This is a genomic window from Cereibacter ovatus, assembly GCF_900207575.1.
Classification (GTDB): Bacteria; Pseudomonadota; Alphaproteobacteria; order Rhodobacterales; family Rhodobacteraceae; genus Cereibacter_A; species Cereibacter_A ovatus.
Map to the genome: position 1 here is coordinate 64,224 of NZ_OAOQ01000005.1, position 20,725 is coordinate 84,948.

Annotated in this window: 19 protein-coding genes; 9 read left to right on the forward strand and 10 right to left on the reverse strand. The window is 66.1% G+C overall.

Annotated features, from left to right (window positions below):
* Positions 1–50 precede the first annotated feature (50 nt).
* Positions 51–395 carry a carboxymuconolactone decarboxylase family protein gene (locus tag CRO07_RS07895; RefSeq protein WP_097030154.1) on the reverse strand — a complete coding sequence of 115 codons (345 nt, stop codon included), beginning with the start codon at positions 393–395 and terminating at the stop codon, positions 51–53.
* A gap of 250 nt (positions 396–645) precedes the next feature.
* On the opposite strand from CRO07_RS07895, the gene CRO07_RS07900 reads away from it, so the two are divergent.
* A complete protein-coding gene (locus CRO07_RS07900; protein ID WP_176504513.1) occupies positions 646–1,623 on the forward strand; it encodes an SLAC1 anion channel family protein in 978 nt (325 codons plus the stop codon).
* A gap of 59 nt (positions 1,624–1,682) precedes the next feature.
* Here the strand turns inward: CRO07_RS07900 and CRO07_RS07905 are convergent, their stop codons facing one another.
* The 5 genes from CRO07_RS07905 to CRO07_RS07925 all read right to left on the reverse strand — a co-directional run bounded on the left by CRO07_RS07905 (position 1,683) and on the right by CRO07_RS07925 (position 6,948).
* On the reverse strand, positions 1,683–2,042 hold the full coding sequence (locus CRO07_RS07905) for a DUF5368 family protein (protein WP_097030155.1): 360 nt from the start codon (positions 2,040–2,042) through the stop codon (positions 1,683–1,685).
* 10 nt (positions 2,043–2,052) lie between these two features.
* Entirely contained in the window at positions 2,053–3,369 is a 1,317-nt protein-coding gene (locus tag CRO07_RS07910) for an NAD(P)/FAD-dependent oxidoreductase (RefSeq protein WP_097030156.1), read from the reverse strand.
* Positions 3,370–3,488: 119 nt separating this feature from the next.
* Positions 3,489–4,172, reverse strand: a complete 684-nt coding sequence (locus CRO07_RS07915; protein ID WP_097030157.1) for a glutathione S-transferase — start codon at positions 4,170–4,172, stop codon at positions 3,489–3,491.
* Between the two features lie 126 nt (positions 4,173–4,298).
* A complete protein-coding gene (locus CRO07_RS07920) occupies positions 4,299–6,212 on the reverse strand; it encodes a putative bifunctional diguanylate cyclase/phosphodiesterase (protein ID WP_235840952.1) in 1,914 nt (637 codons plus the stop codon).
* Positions 6,213–6,633: 421 nt separating this feature from the next.
* The gene (locus tag CRO07_RS07925) at positions 6,634–6,948 is read right to left on the reverse strand and encodes a hypothetical protein (RefSeq protein WP_097030276.1); all 315 of its coding nucleotides are present in this window, start codon (positions 6,946–6,948) and stop codon (positions 6,634–6,636) included.
* Between the two features lie 347 nt (positions 6,949–7,295).
* On the opposite strand from CRO07_RS07925, the gene CRO07_RS18640 reads away from it, so the two are divergent.
* Complete coding sequence (locus tag CRO07_RS18640) at positions 7,296–7,463, forward strand: hypothetical protein (protein WP_176504515.1); 168 nt, start codon at positions 7,296–7,298, stop codon at positions 7,461–7,463.
* Between the two features lie 276 nt (positions 7,464–7,739).
* Here the strand turns inward: CRO07_RS18640 and CRO07_RS07935 are convergent, their stop codons facing one another.
* Together CRO07_RS07935 and CRO07_RS07940 are read right to left on the reverse strand one after the other, a co-directional pair.
* Complete coding sequence (locus CRO07_RS07935; RefSeq protein WP_097030277.1) at positions 7,740–8,081, reverse strand: zinc ribbon domain-containing protein YjdM; 342 nt, start codon at positions 8,079–8,081, stop codon at positions 7,740–7,742.
* 265 nt (positions 8,082–8,346) lie between these two features.
* Positions 8,347–9,213 (reverse strand): glycosyltransferase family 2 protein, encoded by an 867-nt coding sequence (locus CRO07_RS07940; protein ID WP_097030159.1) that lies wholly within the window; start codon positions 9,211–9,213, stop codon positions 8,347–8,349.
* A gap of 107 nt (positions 9,214–9,320) precedes the next feature.
* Here CRO07_RS07940 and miaB point away from each other — a divergent pair, with 107 nt between their 5' ends.
* From miaB to CRO07_RS07960, 4 genes are all read left to right on the forward strand, one after another.
* A complete protein-coding gene (gene miaB / locus CRO07_RS07945) occupies positions 9,321–10,631 on the forward strand; it encodes a tRNA (N6-isopentenyl adenosine(37)-C2)-methylthiotransferase MiaB (RefSeq protein WP_097030160.1) in 1,311 nt (436 codons plus the stop codon).
* A gap of 165 nt (positions 10,632–10,796) precedes the next feature.
* Positions 10,797–11,816: a PhoH family protein gene (locus tag CRO07_RS07950; protein WP_235840953.1), complete on the forward strand. Its 1,020-nt coding sequence runs from the start codon at positions 10,797–10,799 to the stop codon at positions 11,814–11,816.
* On the forward strand, positions 11,800–12,303 hold the full coding sequence (gene ybeY, locus CRO07_RS07955) for an rRNA maturation RNase YbeY (RefSeq protein WP_097030161.1): 504 nt from the start codon (positions 11,800–11,802) through the stop codon (positions 12,301–12,303). Before CRO07_RS07950 ends, ybeY begins: the two co-directional genes overlap by 17 nt.
* A gap of 39 nt (positions 12,304–12,342) precedes the next feature.
* On the forward strand, positions 12,343–13,266 hold the full coding sequence (locus tag CRO07_RS07960; RefSeq protein ID WP_097030162.1) for a CBS domain-containing protein: 924 nt from the start codon (positions 12,343–12,345) through the stop codon (positions 13,264–13,266).
* 18 nt (positions 13,267–13,284) lie between these two features.
* On the opposite strand, the gene CRO07_RS07965 is transcribed toward CRO07_RS07960, so the two are convergent.
* A complete protein-coding gene (locus CRO07_RS07965) occupies positions 13,285–14,388 on the reverse strand; it encodes an alpha/beta hydrolase (protein WP_097030163.1) in 1,104 nt (367 codons plus the stop codon).
* Positions 14,389–14,835: 447 nt separating this feature from the next.
* Between CRO07_RS07965 and CRO07_RS07970 the strand changes: the two genes are divergently transcribed.
* Positions 14,836–16,953, forward strand: a complete 2,118-nt coding sequence (locus tag CRO07_RS07970; protein ID WP_097030164.1) for a calcium-binding protein — start codon at positions 14,836–14,838, stop codon at positions 16,951–16,953.
* Positions 16,954–16,968: 15 nt separating this feature from the next.
* On the opposite strand, the gene CRO07_RS07975 is transcribed toward CRO07_RS07970, so the two are convergent.
* Positions 16,969–18,387, reverse strand: a complete 1,419-nt coding sequence (locus tag CRO07_RS07975) for a coniferyl aldehyde dehydrogenase (RefSeq protein WP_235840954.1) — start codon at positions 18,385–18,387, stop codon at positions 16,969–16,971.
* A gap of 199 nt (positions 18,388–18,586) precedes the next feature.
* Between CRO07_RS07975 and CRO07_RS07980 the strand changes: the two genes are divergently transcribed.
* Positions 18,587–18,952, forward strand: coding sequence for a response regulator (locus CRO07_RS07980; protein ID WP_097030166.1), 366 nt, complete (start codon positions 18,587–18,589; stop codon positions 18,950–18,952).
* A 102-nt stretch (positions 18,953–19,054) separates the two neighbouring features.
* A complete protein-coding gene (locus CRO07_RS07985; protein ID WP_097030167.1) occupies positions 19,055–20,722 on the forward strand; it encodes a methyl-accepting chemotaxis protein in 1,668 nt (555 codons plus the stop codon).
* Positions 20,723–20,725 lie beyond the last annotated feature (3 nt).

Here is a 20,725-nt window from a genome sequence, read left to right on the forward strand (position 1 = left end):
TGTGCCGCCGGCAAGGGAAAGCCCCGCCCGGCGGCACAGGCAAGGCGGCGTCAGCCCGGAAGGGCCGCCAGTTCGTCCCAGCAGGCCAGCGCCTTTGCCGCATACATCATGCCGGGGCCGCCGCTCATCTGGATCGCCATGGCCAGCACGTCGCACAATTCATCGCGGCTGGCGCCGGTCTTCATCAGCGCCTCGATATGCAGCACGATGCAGGGCTCGCACCGCTGCACCAGCGCCATGCCAAGCGCCACGAATTCCTTTTCCTTGTGCGACAGGACGCCGGTTTCCTTGACAGCCTTCGACAGGGCGCCGAAGCCCTTGGTCTGTTCAGGCGCGGCCTTGTAAAGGCTGCGCAGCTCGTCGCGGATGTCGTCGATCTTCTGCTTGTAGGTCATCGTCGTCCTTGCCTTTCCGTTGAACCCTGGGCCGCGATGCGGCGACAGGGGAAGTGACAGCCCGCCCTTATCCTGATCCGGTGCCCGCGTCGGTGACCTTGTCACCGAATCCGGTGCAGCGCAAAGCGCGCAGCACGGCCGGCCTGTGTGACGCAGTCACCGTCCGGCCCGCGCGCTTGCGCTATCAGCCCGTGCGAAGGGCCGCGGCGGCCCTGGTCCAGTCTGTTCCTGCCCACGGAAGGAAGCCCACATGTCCACAGCCACCATGGCCCCCGCGCAGGACGCGCGGCTGGCCCATTATCCGGTCACCTTCTTTGCCATCGGCATGGGGATGCTGGGCCTGACGATTGCCCTGCGAACCGCCGAATCGGCCTTTGGCTTCGGGGCGCAGGTGTCGCAGGCGGTTCTGGTCGTCTCGGTCGTGCTTCTGGGCCTTGTGGCGCTTGGCTATGCGGCCAAGGCGGTGCTGCATCCCGGCGCGGTGGCGGCGGAATGGCATCATCCGGTGCGCATCGCCTTCTTTCCGGCGATCTCGATTTCGCTTCTGCTGCTGTCGGTGGCGCTGCTGGGCCAGTGGCCCGCGGTCGCGCGGATCGTCTGGATGGCGGGCACCGGCTTGCAGGGCATCCTTGCGCTGGCGGTGATCGCGGCCTGGATCGGCCATCGCAGCTTTCAGCCCGGCCAGTTGACGCCCGCCTGGTTCATCCCGGCGGTGGGCAATGTCATCGTGCCGCTGGCGGGGGTGAAGCTGGGCCATCCCGAACTGTCGTGGCTGTTCTTTTCCGGTGGGCTGCTGTTCTGGATCGTGCTGTTGACGCTGGTGATGAACCGGCTGATGTTTCACGATCCGCTGCCGGGCCGGATGGTGCCGACGCTGATGATCCTTGTCGCCCCGCCGGCGGTGTCGTTCGTGGCATGGCTGCACCTGACCGGCGAGGTGGGCGCCTTTGGCCATATGCTGCTAAGCATGGCCTATGTGTTCGCGCTGATCGTGGCGACGCAGGTGACGAAGTTCACCCGGATGCCGTTTGCCTTGTCGTGGTGGGCGCTGTCCTTTCCGTTGGCGGCGCTGACCATCGCCAGCTTTTCCTATGCTGCTGCCGCCGCCTCCGAGGCGCATCGCTGGATCGGGGCGGGTCTTCTGGGGCTGTTGACGCTGGTGGTGGCGGGGCTGATCCTGCGCACCGCGCTGGGGATCTGGCGCCACGAGATCTGCATCGCGGAGTGACCGGCCCCGCAGGAGGCCCCCCGGTGGGGGCCGCCTGCCTGTCGCGCATCAGGGGCGGGTCAGTCCCGGTGCGCGGCCCGCGGCGAGATCAGCGCCTGCGCGACATAGGCCACCATCGTGATCCCCGCGCCGCCGATCACGCCGATGCCGATCAGCACCACCACATCGATGGCCCCGCCGATGTGGTAAAGATGCGAGTTGGTGATCCATTGCACGAAGGCGATGGCCAGCACCGCCCCCACTGGCGACAGCAACTGCGCCCGCACGAAATGGTGGCTGACCAGCCCGCGGTCGCGGATCACCAGTGCCAGGAACAAAAGCCCGAACAGCGCGGACAGCACCGCCATGGTCCAGAACAGGCCGCGGCCATACATTTCCTCGAACACGGCCAGAAGGGTCAGGAAGCTGAAGGTTTCCATCGGTTTCTCCTTATGCGCGGCCGCGCAGCATGGCGTTGTAGGTGGCTTTCAGCGCGATCTCTTTCATCAGCCACGAGATCCACAGTTCTTCGAGCGGGGCGACCACGCCGGGGAAGGATTCGACAAGGTTGTTGTTGTAGTCGAACTCGACCAGCATCGCGCGGCCCACGCGGGTGATCATCGGGCAGGACGTATAGCCGTTGTAGCGCGCGGTGCCCTCGCGGCCCTCGATGGCGGCGATCAGGTGATCCTCGACCACCGGGATCTGCCACTTGACCGAGGCTGCGGTCTTGCCCTTGGGCACGCCCGCCACATCGCCAAGCGCGAACACCTCGGGGAAGCGCGGATGGCGCAACGTGGCCTTGTCGACCTCGACCCAGGACTGGCCCACCCATTTGTCGGCCCAGGGAAGCGGTGAATCCCGCACCACATCCGGCGCCCGCATCGGCGGAATGACGTGGATATAGTCATAGGGCCGTTCCACCGGCCCTTCGGGCGTGCGGAAGGTGGCCAGTTTGCGCCCGGCGTCGATGGCGGTCAGAACATGGCTGTAGGCGGTGGCGATCTGGCGGTTCTCGAACAGCATCCGCACCTTTTCATGCACGATCGGCACCGAGAACAGCGCCTCGTTGTTCGAGAAATAGGTGATCTCGCTTTTGGGCCGCCCGCCGCGGGTGCGGGCGATGTCGTCGATCAGGAACGTATGCTTCAGCGGCGCGCCTGCGCATTTCATCTCGGTGTCGGGGCGGGTGAACAGACCCTGCCCACCCTGTTCGGCAAAGCGCGCGGCCGCGGCCCAGGTGCGGGCGGCATGATCGGCCCCGGCATAGACCGAGCCGACCCCGTCGCGCCCGATCATGTCCAGCGAAAAGCCCTCGATCGCGGCGTAATCCAGCGTCAGGCCGGTGGCCACCACCAGATAATCATAGGCGATGCGGGTGCCCTTGGCGGTCGTGACGGTCTTGCCCAGAGGGTCGATCTCGGCGGCGGGCTCCTGCAACCAGTCGATGCCCGCGGGCAGCCATTCCGCCGTGGTGCTCAGGGCGTAGCGGGCGGGTTTCAGCCCCGCCCCGATCAGCGACAGGCCGGGCTGGTAGAGATGCTCTTTCCGGCTGTCGACAATGGTGATCCTTGCGCCGTCCAGCCGTTCGACCAGCCGATTGGCGAAGGCCGTGCCGGCCGCCCCCGCGCCCAGGATGACGATCCGCGCCCCGGTTCTGACCTTTGCCGCACGCGCCGCCGGTGTGCCTGCCGCCAGTGCGATCCCTGCGGCGCCAAGCCCGAAAAACCCCCGGCGTGTCAGTGTTTGCCACGTCTGCCTTGTCATGCGGCACCCTCCTCTTTACATGCAAAAGCTCGCATGTCTTGGGCCGGGCGCCTTGACATAGCGCAACATATCCCGGGCAGACGGGGGTATCGATGGGATTGGCCGCGGTCATGCGGGCATCACATCCCTGGCCAGGGCCGCGTGGGCCAGTCGCGGCGATAGATGTCCTGATCCGGGCCGTCCTGCAAGGCCGCGGCCCGCCAGGCCCGGAACGACGGGTGGCGCAGATGCGCGGCCACATAGGCCGCGGCCTGTGGCCCGACATGCAGGTTGTGCCCGGCAATCCGGGCCGCAACAGGCGCAAAGAAGGCATCCGCCACCGAATAGGCCCCGCACAGCCAGTCGCCCGCGGCGCCGGTCCGCGCCCGCGCATCGGCCCAGATCGTCTCGATCCGCGCCAGATCGGCCAGCACGGCCCGATCCGGGGCGCAGTCGGAATAGCTGACGCGCAGGTTCATGGCGCAATGGCTGCGCAGCGCCGGAAAGCCGGAGTGCATCTCGGCTGCAAGCGACCGTGCCACCGCCCGCGCCGCCGGGTCAGATGGCCAGAGCCCCGCCCTGGGCTGACGCGAGGCAAGTTCCTCGGCAATGGCCAGGCTGTCGGATACCACCACCCCGTCAGGCGTCCGCATCACCGGCAGGGTGCGGGCGGGCGGAAAATCCGCGAGGGCGCGCGGCAGATCGTCGGAATAAAGCCGGCAGGTCCGAACCTTGACCGGCAGGCCGAAGGCGTCGAACAGCAGCCAGCCGCGCAAACTCCAACTGGAATAGCTGCGGTCGCCGATCAGAAGGGTATAGGTCATGGGGCACCTCCGGTCCGCAACCTATGCCGGGATCAGGGGCCGGCCAAATTCATCCTGATGAAGCCGCCCATCACCGCCACCGATGATCGGCGGCGGGGCGCCCTTGCCCCCGACCGCCGGACGGCATCAGCCGCAGGCTTTCACGGCCGGCGCATCGCCCGGGACGGCAGGACCGCGGTGCGGAAAACCCGCGAAACCCGCGGCGTCAATCGATTGCGACCACAGATAGCCCTGGCCGGAATGAACCCCCATCTGCGTCAGGATCTGACGCTGCGCTTCGGTTTCCACGCCTTCGGCCACGGCCCGGATGCCCATGCCGCGGGCGATCTCGGCGATGGCGGCGACGATGGCGCGATCGTCGCGGCGGGCTTCGACGCCGGTAATGAAGCTGCGGTCGATCTTGATTTCCGCCACCCGGATCTGCTTCAGATGTGCAAGCGAGGCATGGCCGGTGCCGAAATCGTCCAGCGACAGTTCGTATCCGCGATCGGCCAGGGCATCGAAAATCTTGTTGGCGGCATCGGTGCCGCGGTCGATGAAACAGTCTTCCGTGACTTCCAGGATCAGATCGCGCCCGGTGATGCCGTGCGATTCGAACATCTCGATGGTCTCGACCAGCATCGACTGCGATTTGAAATCGTCCGGATGCAGGTTCAGCGCGATCTTGCCCGGATCGAACGCGCCCCTGCGCCATGTCAGGATGTTGCGCGCCACGATCTCTGCGATGTAGCGGGTCAGCCGTGGGATCAGGCCGCGTTCGGATGCGATGGCCAGAAACCGTTCGGGCGCGATGTTGGCGCCGGTCGCGGATTTCAGCCGCACCAGCGCCTCGGCGCCGATCAGCCGCCCGTCGGACAGGGCGATCTTGGGTTGGTATTCGACATAAAGCAGCCCCTCGTTCAGCGCCGTGCGCAGGGCGGCTTCGATCTCGTCGTTGGTCTTCACCTGCCGGCGCAACGCGTCGTCGAATCTGACGCACTGGCCGCGGCCGATCTCTTTCGCGCGGTTCAGCGCCAGATCGGCCTTCAGCAACAGATCGCTTGGTTCCGATGCATCCATCGGGCAGGTCACGGCGCCGATCGAGGCGCCGGAATGGATGTGGCGCCCCGCCAGATGTGCTGGACGAGCAAGCGATTTCAGCAGGCGGTCGGTGACCGTGCGAACCGCTTCCTCATCCGCGGCATCCATCAGAATGACCGAGAACTCGTCGCCGCCCAGCCGGGCGATGACATCGCGTTCCGAAAGACCTTTACGCAGGCGGCGCGCGATCTCTGCAAGAAGCTCGTCCCCGGTGCTGTGGCCGAACAGGTCGTTCACATGCTTGAACCGATCAAGATCCATCAGCAGGACCGAGAACGGCCGCCCCGTCCTGCGATGGTGGGCGACGGTCTTGCGCAGGCGGTCGTTGAAGGCCTTGCGGTTCAGCAGCCCGGTGGTGTCGTCGATATTGGCCAGCAGATAGTTTTCGTCCCGCGCCTGCCGCAGTTTTGCCACCGCCCGCGACAGTGCCGCCACGGATTCGTCGCGCTGGCGGGCGGTCTCGCCGGCGATGAAGGCGAAGTAGGCCAGGAAGGACGCATAGACGATGCCATAGCCGGTCACCGACCAGGCCATGTCCCACCCGCCGATATGGGATGAGACGATGATCGCCAGAAAGATTGTCGCCATGTAGCTGAGTGCTGCGACAAGCGCCCGGTGCAGCATGAAGGTTCCGCCCGACAACATGCCGGTGCAGACCAGAATCACGACCATCGGCTGGCCGGGTCCGTGAAAGCCGATGACATAAAGCGGCAGGATCGCCCAAGGCAGCGCAAGCAGGATCGAGGTTTGCACAAGGCGACGCGCGGCCCGGCGCGACACGCTGCCGATGCTGCGCCCACGCGCCTTGCGCGACATCCGCGTCATTGTCAGGCAAAGCATGAGAATCACGCCAAGCCACAGCGCCAGGAAGGGGATGGCTGCGGGCTCGAACGCGCCGATGGCGTAGATTAGCGCGTTCAGTCCGGTCACGAACGCGCCGACCGCGGTGCTGCTGACCACGCTGGCGGCATCCTCGGGACTCGGGTGTTTGGTCAGCGCCGAGCCGGCCGCAGTCAGAGCGGATTGAATCCTCTGTCGTATGACACCTAGATTCACGTCACCCCTGCCCAATCATGAACGATATCCGGAATGCCACGGGACGCGCCATCCGCGGAATCTCTCAATTCGGCTGCCCTGACGGCATGCCCTGACAGGTTTTCATCCGGAATGTCGAAAGATCATGCCATCAATTCGAAAGAATGGGCCGGGCCAGCCGCCGGGTGCGGTCCTGACGGGGGCCTGATGGGGCCGCCATCGGGTGGTTTGCAAGACCGCCTTTGGGCGTGGGGTGTGGTGCCGCGATCTGTCAGGCGGCGGGCCTTGCCGGCCCCGGCCCGTTACCGGGTCCGGCGCGCTTGCCGGTGCGCCGCACGGGTGGCCGTCAATGCGTGCCGTGGCCTGCCACGCGGGCCGAGACTTCCTGCAAGCCATGGACCAGCGAAACGCCCATGACGCCGTGATAGATGATCGATGCCCCGAGGACGTGGAAGAAATAGATCCAGCCGCCCGAGATCCCGGCCGCCACGGTCACCACCAAGGATGCCACCGCCGATACGAAAAGCGCCAGCAGGATCGCGCGACCGTTCGGGCCAAGCCTGCGGGCGACAATGGCGCGGCGTTCAAGCTCGGTCGCGCCAAGCAGCAGGGCCAACGAAAAGCCGAAGGACAGTGCAAGGAACTGGAACAACTCGAACATCCTTTCGCGTTGCGACCGGCGCGGGGTGCCGGTTTCCACCGGACTTGCATTACCAGCCCGATAACTCCCCCACAATGAGGCAGAATATCCGTGGGGATGCAACAGCATCCGCTTGATCGGGGCATTTGGGCCGCGATCGACCCCGCAATGAGCCAGAATATCCCGGGCGCAACGGCGCCGTCCGTTCCCGTTCGGGCTGCTGCCAGCTTTCTCTGCAACCACGCGCGGACAAGAAGGAACGAAGCCCCATGTCATGGCCAGCCCGCCCGGATGGCCAGACGCATCAGGCCGCACCCGGCCCGCCTTTCAGCCGTTCAGGGGAACCCTTGCGGTCGCGGGGTGTTTCGATGCTGGCCGACAATGGCGCCTTCTGGCGGCGGGCGGTCGGGATCTTTGGCCCGGGCGTCGCGCTTGTGGTGTTCGGGGCTGCGTTCTGGGTGCTGACGGGTCTTGTCGTGGGTCTGCGGGCCGTGGGGCCGCTGCACCGGCCGGATGCGGGCCTTCCCTCTGCATGACCGGGTGATGGATGTCATCGAGGTGCTGGTGACAGTCACCCTGCTTCCCCGTGAGATCTCGGGCGGTCTGATGGATCGTGACAGCGAAGGCCAAGGCGCGTGCGGCACGGCAGAACCCTGGCGCGGCGGTTCGATGGCCCGCCATGTCCGGGGCGGTTCGTCTCGCCCGACCCGGACCGCCGGCAAAAGGGCTTCGTTCGGCCCGGATGCTTGCCCGGCCGGCGCATTGGCCGATGAGGAATGCGACATTCCCCGCTGCCGATCAGGCGGCAGGGGTCAGTCCGAGACCTTCTTCACGAATTGCGATTTCAGGCCGATCTGGCCAATCCCGGGGATCTTGCAATCGATGTCGTGGTCGCCGGCCACCAGCCGGATGCCGCGAACCTTGGTGCCGACCTTGATCACCGAGGACGATCCCTTCAGCTTCAGATCCTTGATCACCGTCACGGTGTCGCCGTCCGCAAGCACATTGCCCAGACTGTCCCGCACGGCGGCGCCGGTTTCGGCCCCTGCCTCGGGGGACCATTCATGCCCGCATTCAGGGCAGGTAAGCAGGGCGTCCGCCTGATAGGTGAAGGCGGAATGGCATTCGGGGCACGGGGGCAGGGTCTCGGTCATGCCCCGCCCATAGCCTGAAACCCGGCCGCGCACCAGAACGAGATCGTCGCGCCTTGGTGGCACTGTGGCCATTCGGGGCCTCCTCTGGCCAAAGCTGGCCGCCCCCGTTGCAGCGGACGGTGCCCCCCGTGGCTGCCGGCAGGCAGACCGGCATCAGACGGTAGGGCGCGGCCTGCACGCGGAATGTGGCCGGACAGGGCCGATCCCGGCAAGGTCGCAGGCGTCAGGCAAGGCCACCGCAGCGGGTGGCCAAGCGATCAGCCGGCTAGAACCACTGTCCCGGCTCCATCAGGCCCAGATCCATCAGTTGCTGCGACGTCCATTCGAACGGGACCGAATTGCGCCAGCGAAAGCTGGCGATGTCATAACGCGACCCGGGATTGGTTTTCAGCGCCTTCGCCGTGCGGAACGAACAGATCGCGGTGGTGATGTTGTGATGCCACGGGCAGGCGTAGGTGTTCAGTTCCTCGTCGGTGAAGGTGTAATCGGGCCGCAGCACAAGCCCCGGCTTCGCGCGAAACAACGCGATCCTGTCGATCTTGCGCCGGGATTCGGGGATGTGTTCCTCGAACCGCCAGCGCAGGCCGCCGAAGAAATCCAGTTGCCGGTCCTTCGGCTGACCATGGTTCAGCGGATCGGGGCGGCCAAGCGCGTAATAGCCGGAACGGTCCAGCATCGCATGCGACAGCGAGACCGCATCGGGGAAGCGATCCAGATCGCTGGCGTAAAGGTCGATGACATAAGACAGCACCGCCTCGCGGCGTTCTTCTGCGTGGAAGGCCAGCATCTCGGCGATGCTGCGGGTTTCGCAGAACGGGTGGAACAGGAATTCGGCGTTGTAGCAGTAGTAAAGCCACTGGCCCGGCGCCGCGGGGATCAGCCGGTTCACCGCCCCCACCAGCGCGTCGGGGGCAAAGATGTCGTGGTCGATCCGGTGCAGGCCGTCGTCCGGCCCTTGCAGGATCAGGTCGGGATGGGCCAGCAGCACAATGGCGCGGAATCCGGCGCGGGCGTGATGGTCAAGGGTCGCGCGCAGCTCGGCCTCGTCCTCGGCCATGATGACGGCGATGGGCCCCTGCGCCAGCGCCGCCCTGCCGCGCGACAGGAAATCCTCAAGGCTGGGGTAACGCATCCTTGTCCTCTTTCGGTCCACCGGCAGCTTTCCCAGCCGCCCCGCCGGATTGCAAGCCCCCTGCGATTCCGGTTAAGACGCCGCCTTACCGCAAGGGGGCCCGCGCCATGTCCGACACCCGCAAGCTTTTCATCAAGACCTACGGCTGCCAGATGAACGTCTATGACAGCGAGCGGATGGCCGAGGCGCTTGGCGCGCAGGGCTATGTTCTGACCGAGGTCGCCGAGGATGCGGACATGGTGCTGCTGAACACCTGCCACATCCGCGAGAAGGCCGCCGAAAAGGTCTATTCCGACCTTGGCCGGCTGAAGCCGCTGAAAGCCGCAAAGCCCGATCTGAAGATCGGCGTGGCGGGCTGCGTGGCACAGGCCGAGGGCGACGAGATTCTGCGCCGGATGCCGCTGGTCGATCTGGTGGTGGGGCCGCAAAGCTATCACCGCCTGCCCGAGATGCTGGCGCGCACCGAAGGCGGCGCCCGCGTCGTCGATACCGAATTCCCCCCCGAGGACAAGTTCGACCACCTGCCCGAACGTAAGGCGATGCGCGGCCCCTCGGCGTTTCTGACCGTGCAGGAAGGCTGTGACAAGTTCTGCGCCTTCTGTGTGGTGCCCTATACCCGCGGCGCCGAGGTCAGCCGCCCCTTCGCCCGCCTGACGGCCGAGGCGCGCGGGCTGGTGGACCGGGGCGTGCGCGAGATCACGCTTCTGGGCCAGAACGTCAACGCATGGCGCAACGACGGCAAGGGTCTGGGCGATCTGATCCGCGAATTGGCCCGGATCGAGGGGCTGGCGCGCATCCGCTATACCACCTCGCATCCCAACGACATGGCCGAGGATCTGATCGAGGCGCACGGGACAGAGCCGAAGCTGATGCCCTATCTGCATCTGCCGGTGCAGTCGGGGTCCGACCGCATCCTGAAGGCGATGAACCGCAAGCACAGCGCAAGGGATTATCTGCGTCTGGTCGACCGCATCCGTGCCGCGCGGCCGGATATTCTTCTCACATCGGATTTCATCGTGGGCTTCCCCGGCGAGACCGAGGCGGATTTTCAGGCGACGCTGGATCTGATCCGGGCGGTGGGATTCGGGGCGGCCTTCTCGTTCAAGTATTCCGCGCGGCCGGGCACGCCTGCCGCCGAAAAGCCCGAACTGCCGGCCGAGGTGTCCGACGCGCGGCTTCAGACGCTTCAGGCGCTGATCGCTACGCAGCAGCGCGCCGCGCAAGAGGCGATGATCGGCCGCGAGGTCGGCGTGCTTTACGAAAAGCCCGGCCGGTTGCCGGGGCAGATGGTGGGCAAGTCCGACCATCTGCACGCCGTCCATGTGGCCGATCCCACGGCGAAGGTGGGCGATCTGGTGCGGGTGCGCATCACCGCCAGCGCACCCAATTCGCTGGCGGGCGAGCGGCTGGCGGACTAGGGCCGCGATCAACCGGAAACAGGGCCGCGGCGCCGTCCGCGGCCTTGTTCATGGCTTGCGTCTTTCCTGTGCAGGGTCACAAGAATTTGTGTTCCCGTCACCAAAAATCTTGCCTTGGGGCGCTGGCGGCCCCACTCTTTACCCATAGCCCTCCAGCACAAGGAGATGTCGTTGGGCATCAGCGCGCTGACCCCCCCGAGTCCGTCCGAGGATGTCGTGGAAACGACCCTCGAGTTTCCTGACAACCGTCTGCTCATTGATCTGTGCGGCGAATATGACCGCAACCTTGCCCAGATCGAACATCAGATGGGTGTGCATATCCTGCGCCGGGGCAACCGGCTGGCGGTGATCGGCGACAGGGAGGCACGGGATCAGGCGGCATCCGTGCTGCGCGGGCTGTATTCGCGGCTGGAAGCGGGCAGGGGTGTGGTCGCCGGCGACGTCGACGGCGCGATCCGGATGGGCCGCCCCGCCCCCGATGCCGCGCAGGGCGAGCAGATCGAACTTTTCACCCCGGGAAAATACGAGATCCGCACCCGCAAGAAGCCGGTCGAGCCGCGCACCGAGGCGCAGAAGGCCTATGTCGCCAATCTGTTCGATCACGAACTGGCGTTCGGTATTGGCCCTGCGGGCACCGGCAAGACCTATCTGGCGGTGGCGGTGGGGGTAACCATGCTGATCGGCGGCATGGTCGACCGGATCATCCTGTCGCGCCCCGCAGTCGAGGCGGGCGAGCGGCTGGGCTTCCTGCCCGGCGACATGAAGGAAAAGATCGATCCCTACATGCAGCCGCTTTACGATGCGCTGAACGACTTCCTGCCGCAAAAGCAGTTGCAGAAGCTGATGGAGGAAAAGCGGATCGAGATCGCGCCCTTGGCCTTCATGCGGGGGCGGACGCTGTCGAACGCCTTTGTCGTGCTGGACGAGGCGCAGAACGCCACCACCATGCAGATGAAGATGTTCCTGACCCGTCTGGGCGAGGGCAGCCGGATGGTCATCACCGGCGACCGGACCCAGATCGACCTGCCGCGCGGCACGGCCTCGGGGCTTGCGGATGCGGAACGGGTGCTGAAATCGGTGCGCGGCGTGTCGTTCAACTATTTCACTGCGCGGGATGTGGTGCGCCACCCGCTTGTCGCCCGTATCATCGAGGCGTATGAGGCCAGCGATGGAGCCGCTGGTTGACATAGTCATAGACGACTCGCGCTGGGAGGATGCAGACCTTCCGGCGCTGTCCGCCCGTGCCGCCGAGGCGACTCTGACGGCGCTTGGCCTTCCCTGCGAGGGCTTCAACCTTGTGGTGATGGGCTGCGACGATGCCCGCATCGCCGAGCTGAACGGCCAGTTCCGCCAGAAGGGCCAGCCCACCAACGTGCTGTCCTGGCCGTCAGAGGAACGCGCCTCGGACGTCGTGGGCGAGATGCCCGAGCCGCCCGAGCCGGGCGAGCCCGATGACCCCGAACATCTGGGCGACATCGCCATCGCCTACGAGACCTGCCTGCGCGAAGCCGCCGAGCAGGCAAAGCCCTTCTCGGACCATGTGACACATCTTCTTGTTCATGGCATTCTTCATCTTCTGGGCTATGACCACATTGAGGACGCGGATGCCGACCTGATGGAAAGAACCGAGACCCGGATACTTGCGGGGCTGGGGGTTCCTGACCCATATTGACTGCGCGTCGCACCGGGCGCGACTTTTCGGAAAGGACCGATGGACAGTAGCAGCGACGGGTCTATGGCAGCGCAAGGCGCGCCAGACCAGACCGAGGACGACCAGGCCGAGACCAGCCCCCGAGGCATTTTCGGCCGGATATTCAGCGCCTTCTCGCCCGATGGTGCGGGCGCGGCAGATGGGGCGCATCACGCCCTGACGCCGGCGCAAAGCAGCCTGACACTTCCCGGTATCGGCAACCTGCGCCGCCTGCGCGTGGATGATGTGGCGATTCCCAAGGTCGAGATTGCGGCCGTTCCGATCGACATCGGCAAGGATGAACTGGTTGCGGTGTTCCGCGAACACGGATTCTCCCGCCTGCCGGTGTACCGCGAAACGTTGGACCAGCCGGTGGGCCTTGTGCTGCTGAAGGATCTGGCGCTTTTGCACGGGTTCGACGGCACTGCCGAGTTCAACCTGAAATCGATGCTGCGTCCGCTGCTTTATGCGCCGCCCTCGATGCCCATCGGCGTGCTGCTTCAGAAGATGCAGCGCGAACGGGTGCATATGGCCCTTGTGATCGATGAATATGGCGGGGTGGATGGCCTTGTCACCATCGAAGACCTGATCGAAACCGTCATCGGCGAGATCGAGGACGAACATGACGAGGCCGAGGGCGCGCTGTGGGTGCTGGAAAAGCCCGGCGTCTACATGGCCCAGTCACGCGCGCCGCTGGACGAGTTCGAATCCGAGATCGGCCTGCGCCTGCGCCGCGACGAGGAAGACGAGGAAATCGACACGCTGGGCGGTCTGGTGTTTCTGCGCTCGGGTCGGGTTCCGGTGCGCGGCGAGATCGTTCCCCATGAAAGCGGGGCCGAGTTCGAGGTGATCGACGCCGATCCGCGCCGGTTGAAACGGCTGCGGGTGCGCCTGCCGGGCCATGGCACCAGCGGCAAGCCGGCGATGGCGAAAGCGGCCGAGTGACCCCGGCCGCCGCACGCCTTATTTCGGCGGCAACCGCCAGCTTTGCCCGGGCCTGAGCGTTTCGCGCCAGGCCCGGCCATCCTGCGGCTGATCGGCAAGCGTGGCCTGCACGTCGCGGATCACCTCGTCGCGCAGCCGGTAATACTGGTGGCGGCCATGCGTCAGCGCGGTTTCACTGACCTGCCGGCAGTCGATGGCAAAGACGCGCTCGCCAACCTGATCAAGGTTCTGTGGCCCGTCGGCGCCCAGTCGGTCGGGCATCCCCTTGGTGCGGTCGGAAATCGTCAGCGCCACGTCATTGGCGGCGTGATAGACAAAGATCCGGTTGGCCAGATCGTCCAGATGCCGCAGCTTCAACGGCACGTCCAGCGCGTCGTTGTCCTCGTCCGCAGCCATCAGGAAGGCGCAATCCACCACCCGGGCGATCCGCCCGCCGTTCAGTTCCGCGAACTTGCGCAGCGCGTGGCGCAGCGCCCAGTTGCCCATTGAATGGGCCATGACATGCAGCCGCCGCGTGCATTGCTTCAGCGCCGACTTTTCGGGCACCTGCCCGTCACGCCGGGCGGCCAGCACCACCTTGTGATCCTCTTCGCGCAGCCGGGTCAGGAATTCGACCAGTCGCATCAGCGCGCGGCCCATGGCAAGGCCCGACGCCTCGGCATCCTCGCGGTCCGAGAAATAATCCCACGCCGGCTGCACCCGGCCGTTCGAGGGCCAGGAAAACAGCACGACCATCACCTGCTGGGCGGGGGTGGAATAGATCTCTTGCAGCGCCGCCGCGCGGCGGACCGAATCCTCGAAGGTGTTGGCAAAGCCGGGGATGAAGATGATGACATCCCGATCCGCAGCCTTCAGCGCGACGCGCAGTTCCTCGAACAGTTTCTGCGAGCCAAGCTTGACCCCGTCGGCCTTGCGGCTGTCCAGAGTTTCGGTGAACAGCCGCGTTGCGCCGACCGACCACTGATCGTCGTCCTTGGGATCGTGGCCGGCAAAGGCGATCTCGGCCTTGCCGACGCGAAAGATCTGTGGGCCACCGGCATTGAACCGTTCGCCGAAGACGCGCCCGTTGGCCGAGGTTTCGTGTAGGACATTTCTGTTGCTGGCAAAATAGATGGTCGCCATCGTCTTACCCCCTAATGACTGGCGCTGCCGGGCGGGTGCCGGGTCGGGATGCAGGGCCGGAAGTGACGCGGCGCCGATCCAGGAAGCGGCCGTCCGGAAGTGGGCGCAGCATAGCAGAGCCGGCCCGCACCACAAAGCCGGGTTCCCGCTGTGGCCGACCGGGGCAGGTGCCGGTGCGGTGCCTTGCGGTTGTGCAGGGCCGCAAGCGGCGCGGAGAGATTCAGCCGAATTAGGGCGAATCCCATGCGAAAGGATATTTGCGGCCGGCTTGGGAATGGCGATTATTACGCATCCTGTTCCGCATATCGTCCATGGGTTGAGTCGTGCCATGCCGCTGATCCTTGCCGAAGCCGGGCTGTCCTTGGCGGCCGCACGGTGGGCTGATGCGGGGTTCAGGGCCGACACACAGTCCCGCGGACGGAGCGGCACTTCGCAAAGGAACCGGACATGATCGTGATCGCCTCCAGAACCGCGGGTAACGACCGGACGGGCGCCGTCATCACCGATCGCCACTTTGGTGTGAATCTGCTGTTTGATCGCGATACCCTTGATCCGTCGGGCACCTATATCCGCGCCCTGCAAGAGATCGGGGCCTCGACTCTGCGCTATCCCGGCGGGATGCTGTCGGAACGGTTCTTCGATCTGGCAAACCCGAACGGGTCGATGCAGAACTATCTGTATGGCGATGCCACGCACCTGTTCGACCCCGATCTGACCGGGCCGATGCAACCCCGGACGCTGGGTCTGTGGGATGCGGTGTCGGCCGCGGGCGAGGCGGGCTTTGCCCTGACCTTCGTCATGCCGACGATCCGCTTTGCCGGCACCACCCGCGATGCGGCCGGCAACCGATACGAGGCGGTGGATGCCGCCATGGTCAAGGCTTTCACCACCGAGTTTCTGGCCCGTGCCCTTGCCGCCGGCGTGACGGTCGAGGCGATCGAGCTGGGCAATGAGTGGTGGGCCGACAATACCGCCTTCTTTGGCGAGACGCTGAGCGCCGTGGAATATGGCCGCATCGCCAGCCGGCTGGCAATGGTGGTCCAAAGCGCCATCGATGAGTTTCGCGCCGCGAATACCCTGCCGGCCGGCTGGGCCGAGCCTGAAATCGTCGTGCAGGTCGGCCCCGGCGGCAAGGCGGAATGGGTGCAGCCGAATGGCGAGCCGGTTCCCGAAGGCTATAGCGGCCCGACCGTCAGCTCGACGTCGCTGATCTTCCGCGAGTTCAACCTTGAGGCCGAGCAGAGAGCGATCGACGGTATCGTGACCCACCGCTACCTGACCGGATCTTCGGTGGATGGCTGGGCCTATGACCCGTTCGACAGATGGGACAGCCTTACCGCGCAGAACGCCAACTTTCAGGACATGTCGCGCTATGTGAGCGAATGGAACGTGGCGGCCCGGAACGAGTCCGCGACCGGGCTTTTGCAGGTGCCGTGGCTGGTCGCGCTGTTTGCGGAAGCGGTCGAGGCTGGCGTCCGCCACGCCAATGTCTGGACTGTGCAGCAAAACAACATCACCAGCCTGTCAACCGCCTCTGGCCTTGCGGGCGATGCCTATGAGGGTCTGACCGCCGCCGGCGAGGCCTTCCGCATCCTGAACGAGGAACTGATCGGGCTGCAACTGATCGATACGCTGCCTGTCATCGGTGACATGCAGGTGAGGGTTTTCGGCAGCGACGCCCGGACGATGCTGTTCCTGTCCAACATGACCGGCGAGGTCGCGACCGGCACTTTCGACGTGTCGGATGTCGCCGCCGGTTATCGCCATGTCTGGGCCACCACCATCGGCACCATGGGCGCTGATCCGCTTGATCCCGGGGCTGCGGCGCGCATCGGCGTGCTGTCGCAGACCGATCTGATGGCGGGGGGCGGCCTGTCGGTCTCACTGGCAGCCTACGAGTCGATCTGCGTCGAATTCACGCTGGCCACCGTGGGCGTGACGATGTCCGGGGGCGCGCTGGATGACCGGCTGGCCGGCTCGGGTGCGGGTGACACGATTTCGGGCGCGGCGGGCAACGACCGGCTGGATGGCTTTGCCGGGGCGGATGTTCTGTATGGCGGAACCGGCGCCGACCGTCTGTTTGGCGGCGATGGCAACGACACGCTTCACGGCGACGGCGGGAATGACGTCCTTGGCGGTGGGGTCGGTCTTGACCATCTGTTTGGCGGTCCGGGCAATGATGTGCTGCGGGGCGACGCGGGCAACGACCGGCTGACCGGCGGTGCCGGGCGCGATACCATGACCGGCGGGGCGGGGTCGGATGTCTTCGTCTTTACCGACCTTGCCGACAGCGCCGTGGCTGCGCCTGACCTGATCACCGACTTTGCGCGGCGCGTTGACAAGATCAGCCTGTCCCAGATCGATGCGAACAGCAAGCTGGCGGGGGATCAGGCGTTTACCTTCATCGCCACGAAAGCCTTTGGCGGCACGGCAGGGCAATTGCGCTACTTCGCAAACGAGGGCGGACGGATGATCGAGGGTGACGTGAACGGCGACCGCATCGCCGATTTCCGCATCTTCCTTGACGATCCGGTGACGCTGAGCGCCACGGATTTCCTGCTTTGACCGCCGGCCCCCGCGTCAGACGATCCGGCGAAAGATCCGCAGCGCCCGCGCCTTCCAACCGCTGAAGGGCGGCTCCATCAGGAAGCCGCCGTTCAGACGGCTTTGGATCAGCACCGGCTTCATGTGGCTGAAACGGCGAAAGCCGTCCTCGCCATGCCACGATCCGGTGCCCGAGGCGCCGACCCCGCCAAAGGGCAGGCCATTGCAGGCGACATGCAGCAGCGTGTCGTTCACCGCCATTCCCCCCGCCAGACTGCGCGCGATCCACGCCTGCCGATCCTCGGCCGCCTCGGCGAACAGATACAGCGCCAGCGGCCGCGGCCCGTCCGCCACGCGGGCCAACGCCTCGTCGCGGCTGTCATAGGCGATGACCGGCAGGATGGGGCCGAAGATCTCTTCCTGCATCAGCCGCAGGTCGGGGGGCGGGTCCAGCACGATCGCGGGGGCCATCCGGCGCAGGCCCGGCCCCGGGGCGGCCCCGACCGGGCGGATCACCCGGGCGCCTGCGGCCTCGGCCTCGGCCAGCAGGGACTCCAGCCGCGTCCGGTGCCGGTCCGAGACGATGGCGCCATAATCCGCGCTTGCCGCGCCTTCGGGCAACATCCGGCGCATCGCCTCGGCCAGACTGTCCACGAACGGCCCGATCAGCGGCCGGTGAACCAGCGCGTAATCCGGTGCGATGCAGATCTGCCCCGCATTCGCCAGCTTGCCCCATGCGATCCGCCGCGCCGCGCGCTGCGGATCGGCCGAAGCTGCAAGGATCGCCGGCGACTTGCCGCCAAGTTCCAGCGTGACCGGCGTCAGGTTCCGCGCCGCCGCCTCGGCGACCTTGCGGCCGACCGCGGTCGATCCGGTGAACACCAGATGATCGAAAGGCAGGGCGGCCACATTCGCGGCCACATCGGGGCCGCCGGTCACGCAGGCGACCTCGTCCGGGGCGAAGGTTTCGGTCAGCAGCGCGTTCAGCACATCCGCGGTGGCGGGCGTCAGCTCTGACGGCTTCACCATCGCCCGGTTGCCCGCGGCCAGAACCATCGCCAGCGGCCCTGCCGTCAGATAGACAGGGAAATTCCACGGCGCGATGATGCCCACCACCCCCAGCGGCTGCGGCCGCAGCAGCGCCTTTGCCGGTTGCAGATAGGCCGGCACCGCGACCCGGCGCGGCCGCATCCAGCGCCGCAGCGACCGGCGCGCGAAGCGGATGTCTGCGATGGGCAGGGTGATGTCGAACAGCCCGCTTTCCGCCGCGCTGCGATGGCCGAAATCGGCATGAATCGCGGCGACAAGGCGGGACTCCCACGCCTGCAAGGCGGTTTCCAGACGCCGAAGCCGGTCGATCCGTATCGGGGCATCCGGGTCGGGATCGGCCAAATGTGCGCGGCGCAGGGCATCGAGAAGCAGCGTCGTGTCCATGAAATCCTCTGGTGGTTCCATTTGTCCTGTCTGTCTACCCGAAAGGATCGTCGATTTGTCCGGCGCAGGGACTCAAATGATCCTGCGGATGTCCGTTTCCCTCTGGAGTTGATCGGGCATTCCCGGCGCGCAACATCAGGCAGAGCGACAGGAAGGATGGCATCACCATGCAGTGGAGTCAGGGCGGGCAACTGTCCAGAGTCAGAAAAGGGTGGGTCCGATGACGCGGACCGTTCTTGCGGTAGACGATTCGCCCTCGATCCGGTGCATGGTGGCGCTGACCCTGCGCGAAGCCGGCTATGACGTGATCGAAGCCGGCGACGGGCAGCAGGCGCTCGAGGTTGCTTTGTCGCGCCGGGTCGATGCGATCCTGACCGATCAGAACATGCCCAACCTCGATGGGCTTGGCTTCATCCGGGCCTATCGCAGCCACCCTTCGGGACGCGGCACGCCCATCGTGTTTCTTTCGACCGAATCCGCCGACGGGCTGAAAGCCCAGGCGCGCGAGGCCGGTGCGCTTGGCTGGATGGTCAAGCCCTTCACGCAGGCCCAGCTTCTGGCCGTGATGAAGAAGGTTCTGGGTTAGGGATCGCCCGCCCGTGTTGCCGCGTGGGGCCAGCTGTCATTCCGGTCCCGGTCACTGTGCGATCAGGCCCCCCGCGGCTTGGCGCTTCTTAGGAAAGCTACCATGCGATTGACTATCCGCACCAAACTGATTGCGACCTTTCTGGCGATCTTCGTCATGGCGGGCGCGGCCAACCTTTATTCGCTTCATACCATCGACCATCTCAGCACCGAAATTGCGACCCTTGTCGACCGCAACTTCGAACAGGTCCGCCTGGCCGAGCGGCTGAACGCCGAGCAGATGCGCATGAAAGGTGCGGTGCGCGATCACATGTTGGCGCCTGAAGGCGACAAGGCCGCGCATGTCGAGGATCTGAAACAGTCCCGCGTCTTCATGCGCGCAGCCTTTGACGGGCTGATGGCGGTGTCGGATGCCGCCGACCGCGAGCGTCTGGTGCAGTATGAGGAACTGTGGAAGCAGTCGATCAAGATGAATGACAAGGCCATCCTGCTGTCGGGCGAAGGCCGTGTCGAAGAAGCGCGCAAGCTGTTGTGGGGCGATTACTTCAGCCGGTTGCAAACCCAGCGGATGCAGATCGTCGAGGAATTGCGCGACGCCAGCATTCAGCGGTTGCAGCTGACCGTGGCCGCCGCCGAGGCGTCGCAGCGTCAGGTGATGCAGGTCATGGCTGGCGGCATCGCCATTGGCAGCGTCATCGCGATCGCCGCGTCGCTGTGGATCATCATCTCGATCGGGCGCGGTCTGACGCGGGCGCTTGCCCTGACGCGGCGTGTCGCGGATGGCGATCTGACCGAAACGGCGGCGCTGCGCGGCCATGACGAGATCACCGACCTTCTGGCCGCGCTGAACGCGATGGTGCTGAATCTGCGCGACGTGGTGGGCAAGGTCACCTCGGCCGTGGGGCAGGTGGCGGCCGGCAGCGCCGAAGTCGCCGCCACGTCGGAACAGCTGAGTCAGGGCGCGAACGAACAGGCGTCGGCCACGATGCAGGCTTCGGCCTCGGTCGAGGAAATGGCCGCCAACATCAAGCAAAGCGCCGAAAACGCGGTTCAGACCGAAAAGATGGCCCTGAAATCGGCCGATGATGCGCGCGAAAGCGGGCGGGCGGTGACGGATGCGGTGGGGGCGGTGCGAGCGATTGCCGACCGGATCAACGTGGTGCAGGAAATCGCGCGCCAGACCGATCTTCTGGCGCTGAATGCCGCGGTCGAAGCCGCGCGGGCGGGCGAACATGGCCGCGGTTTCGCCGTGGTCGCGTCCGAGGTGCGCAAACTGGCCGAGCGCAGCCAGCAGGCGGCGGCCGAAATCTCGACCCTGTCGATCACCACCGCGCGGTCGGCGGTGGCGGCGGGGGGGATGATCGACGGTCTTGTGCCCGACATCGAACTGACCTCGGGGCTTGTGACCGATATCTCGACCGCCTCGCGCGAACTGTCCTCGGGCGCGGCGCAGGTCAGCCTTGCGATCCAGCAGCTTGACACGGTCACCCAGCAGAACAACTCGGCCGCCGAGCAGCTTTCCGCCAGCGCCGCCGATCTGTCGGACCGGGCCGAGGATCTGCGCGCCGCAGTTGGATACTTCCGTCTTGCCGACCGGACCGAACCGGCGTCCGAACCGGCGCCCATGCCCGCCGTGCAGCCCGTGGCCCGGCGCCCGGCCGAGCCCGCCCCGCACCCGGCGCGTGCCCCGGTCAGGAACGGCGGCTTCGCCTTCGAGTTGCGCGGCCCCGACACCGAGGATGACGGATTCCAGCGCACGCGCGTCGCCTGACCC